Annotated in this window: 7 protein-coding genes and 1 pseudogene; all 8 read right to left on the minus strand. The window is 46.1% G+C overall.

Going from position 1 to position 2976, the window contains the following annotated elements; translation table 11 throughout:
• Positions 1–97 precede the first annotated feature (97 nt).
• Positions 98–454 (minus strand): hypothetical protein, encoded by a 357-nt coding sequence (locus tag ACFIO3_RS08040; protein ID WP_375607967.1) that lies wholly within the window; start codon positions 452–454, stop codon positions 98–100.
• Positions 451–765 (minus strand): DUF2730 family protein, encoded by a 315-nt coding sequence (locus tag ACFIO3_RS08045; RefSeq protein ID WP_375607966.1) that lies wholly within the window; start codon positions 763–765, stop codon positions 451–453. The genes ACFIO3_RS08040 and ACFIO3_RS08045 overlap by 4 nt, the downstream gene beginning before the upstream one ends.
• Positions 762–977, minus strand: a complete 216-nt coding sequence (locus ACFIO3_RS08050; protein WP_375607965.1) for a hypothetical protein — start codon at positions 975–977, stop codon at positions 762–764. Before ACFIO3_RS08050 ends, ACFIO3_RS08045 begins: the two co-directional genes overlap by 4 nt.
• A complete protein-coding gene (locus ACFIO3_RS08055; RefSeq protein WP_375704291.1) occupies positions 970–1308 on the minus strand; it encodes a hypothetical protein in 339 nt (112 codons plus the stop codon). The genes ACFIO3_RS08050 and ACFIO3_RS08055 overlap by 8 nt, the downstream gene beginning before the upstream one ends.
• Positions 1301–1588 (minus strand): hypothetical protein, encoded by a 288-nt coding sequence (locus ACFIO3_RS08060; protein ID WP_375607963.1) that lies wholly within the window; start codon positions 1586–1588, stop codon positions 1301–1303. Before ACFIO3_RS08060 ends, ACFIO3_RS08055 begins: the two co-directional genes overlap by 8 nt.
• Entirely contained in the window at positions 1585–2166 is a 582-nt protein-coding gene (locus tag ACFIO3_RS08065) for a glycoside hydrolase family 19 protein (protein WP_375695522.1), read from the minus strand. The genes ACFIO3_RS08060 and ACFIO3_RS08065 overlap by 4 nt, the downstream gene beginning before the upstream one ends.
• Before the next feature lie 87 nt (positions 2167–2253).
• Entirely contained in the window at positions 2254–2661 is a 408-nt protein-coding gene (locus ACFIO3_RS08070) for a helix-turn-helix domain-containing protein (protein ID WP_375614061.1), read from the minus strand.
• Between the two features lie 6 nt (positions 2662–2667).
• Positions 2668–2976: pseudogene (locus ACFIO3_RS08075) on the minus strand (GemA protein); the annotation flags it as partial.

A 2976-nucleotide genomic window follows, 5' to 3' on the forward strand; every position in this document is an offset into this window, starting at 1 on the left:
TTTAAATTCATCATAAATGGCTTTTTGCGTCTTTTCACGCCCGTTTAAAGCCTCAGCCGCCTCTGCAATGATTTGATCACAAGCTTGCGGCAATAAATCAATCGCCGTTAAACGTCCACGCCCGACCTTGCGCATCCTTCACCTCATATTTTATTGATGAACGTTTAGGCCGCTTAATCCCCTCAATGGAAAAGCTTCGGTCTAAATGACGTGCTCCCCGTTCTGTTAATGCCGCAAGAAAAACCGAACCCACACATTTTAACGTAACAGCACCTTGATCTTCCATCCATGCCAGTTCATTATGCACAAAGTCGCGATCGCGCCTGATGCCATAACTGTATAAAAGCCGCTCAATCATCGCACTCGATAAAGTTTCACTGCGCTCACAAGCAAGCCCTTTTAAAATAATCAACCGCGCTTCTTCACGGATGATTTTATCCATATCTGCTTTCATTTCTTGGCATTCTCCAACAAAAACTCTTGCAAGCGCTCACCAATGGCTGCCACCGGTTGTAATTGTGCAGAAAGCGTATTGAGGCGACCATTCAATTTCTCCATATTTACTTCCAATCTTTGCAGCGCATCACGATCAGGCAAAAAATCCATCTCTGTTTCTAACTTTTGCACACGCTCTTTAAGCGCCGTGATATCTTTCAGCATTTCCCGCGCACCGGAAGAAAAATAGGCTCTCAAAACCCCACAAATCGCAATAACCGATAACAATAAAGACAACCAGCCATTGGCAACACTGATATCCAAGTTCACTTAAAAGTCCCCTCTCTTGTGCCTAAAATCGCCCTCTCCGCAGCTTTTCTGCGCTGTTCACAAATCAATAAAGCAGCACGATCACGCCCCCAATAGTGCACCACTTCGCGCGCATTCAAAGCACGCTCTGGCAATAAAGCTGGGCGGGAACACGCCATGCGAACAACAGGCGGCAATTCAACCGATAAAAAATGATAAGAAAGGCTACCCACCGGCTTGTGTGTTGAGCAAGCGCACACGCTCAAGCCCAATGCCACCGCCAGTAACCGGCAACTTCCCATTGACTTCCTCCATTTTGATAAGCTTTTGTTCTAAAGCAGAAATCACCCCTTGCGCTCGATGCTCAGCTTCCAACGCTGCTTGTCTTTGTCGCTCTTGTACAAGCAGTGCACGTGCTGAAGCCTTGGCAATCTCCAACTGCCAATACAAATCACGCGCCTTTTCCGCTTTTAAAATTTGCGCTTTCATAAAGCCAAAAGCCGCCAACATCACACTGACAAAAAAAAGCAGACCAAAAGACAGTTTTGAAACAGCGCTAAACATTGCTTTTATCTCCCCACCCCGTTATCTCCACCCCATCATAGGAGCGGCTATGCCGCTTATGGGAATGTTTCCTATTAGAAAAATCCATAGAACCAAAGCCACGATGCACCCCCAGATTGCCAACAATAATCGCCACCATCGAAGGAATAGAAATGCTCGCCATATCAACAATATGCGGAGCCCCCCACAAACCACCAGAAACGAGCAAAAAAATAACCCCCCAAGCAAACCAAAAAGACCACCATAAATAGAGCCTAGAACCACGATAAGAGGGCTTCATGCTTTCACCTCGCCTCCAAGCCCCAAAAGCTTTTTAGCGCGGTTCAAATAAATCAAACGTTGCACAAGTCCATTCTTGCCCCCATTGATCGCCTTGGTAATCCTGAGATAATCATCTTGATCAGCCAGCCTATTCAAGCCTTTCATTTGCCAAAACCAAACAGCAGACCAAAGCGCTGCTGGAAACTTTTCCACCTCTTCTGGAAAAGCCTCACAATCAACCGCTTGTTCATCGACTAAGCGCCAAAACTTCGTAAAACGACGATAATTATTGCGCCCCGTCAACTGGATCAAACCACGCCCCTTAAAGCGCACCCCATCACCAGGGTTGATATTGCCTAAATCACGCCGCCCCTCATAAGCACGCCCAGAGGCATATTCACAAACGGTAAAAAAGCCATCACTCTCATGCGCACATTGGCTTAAAAAATGCGCAATACGCAACGGTGTTGTGAGTGCCCCATAGGATAAAGCTTCAGGCAACACGCGTGCCATTTCAACAATAATAAAATCTTGACGCGCATGATGCGCCAGTTTAGGCGCAAGACGATGAAGAAAAGAAGCATCTATTGAAATCATAACAAACCACTCAATGCATAAAAATCCATGCGCAGTTTATCGGATCTCCACCCCCCAATATAAGCCTGACACTGTCAGTCAAAACTCTCAATACTCATAAAACTCTGGAAATAACGAACCTTGTGGTTCTTGCAAAGATATTTTCTTCTTCAAGCGATAGGCTGTACGCACATGCATACCAGAAACAGCAGCGGCAGCATCCACCGACCAGCCTTTTTGCAACGCTTGCACCATTTTTTGCCGCCGTTCAGCATCTCTGCCAAGGGGGATAAGAAGGCGCACTCCCGAACCATTAAAACAAAAATAGTTGATCAATTGCTGCGCTTCTTCAAACCCAACAATCTCAATCAACCAATCCGCACTCTCAAGACGCCCAGGTATATAAACTTCTCGTCCACCAAAAGCCCGCATCATATTCCATGCTGCTTCACTGCCCGCAACATCAGCTATTTCTCGCAATAAGGCAGGAAAATCGCTATAGACTTCCTCTTGCATACATGCTTACCCCTCGCTTTTTACACTTTTACGGATTTTCCGCCCCCAAACATTCATCACTTCTCTAAAATCGCTCCCATTCATCTCGCCCAAAGCTTTACCACTTAACGCCATAACACTTTGATAAAAAGCACCAAGCTCAAACACAGCATCCGGATTTAAACACTTCCATTGGGCACACAAAATGGAAATGCTTGGTTTCTTCCTCCATGAATCTTCGCGGTTTTTCCCTCTCCAGTCAACCCCACCCTCACGCTGCAACCAACCTTTCAACGCCTCAATGGCTCTGCATGCATCATCGCTATCGCGTAAAAA

The sequence above is a fragment of the Bartonella sp. AD328YNZD genome (genome assembly GCF_042196425.1).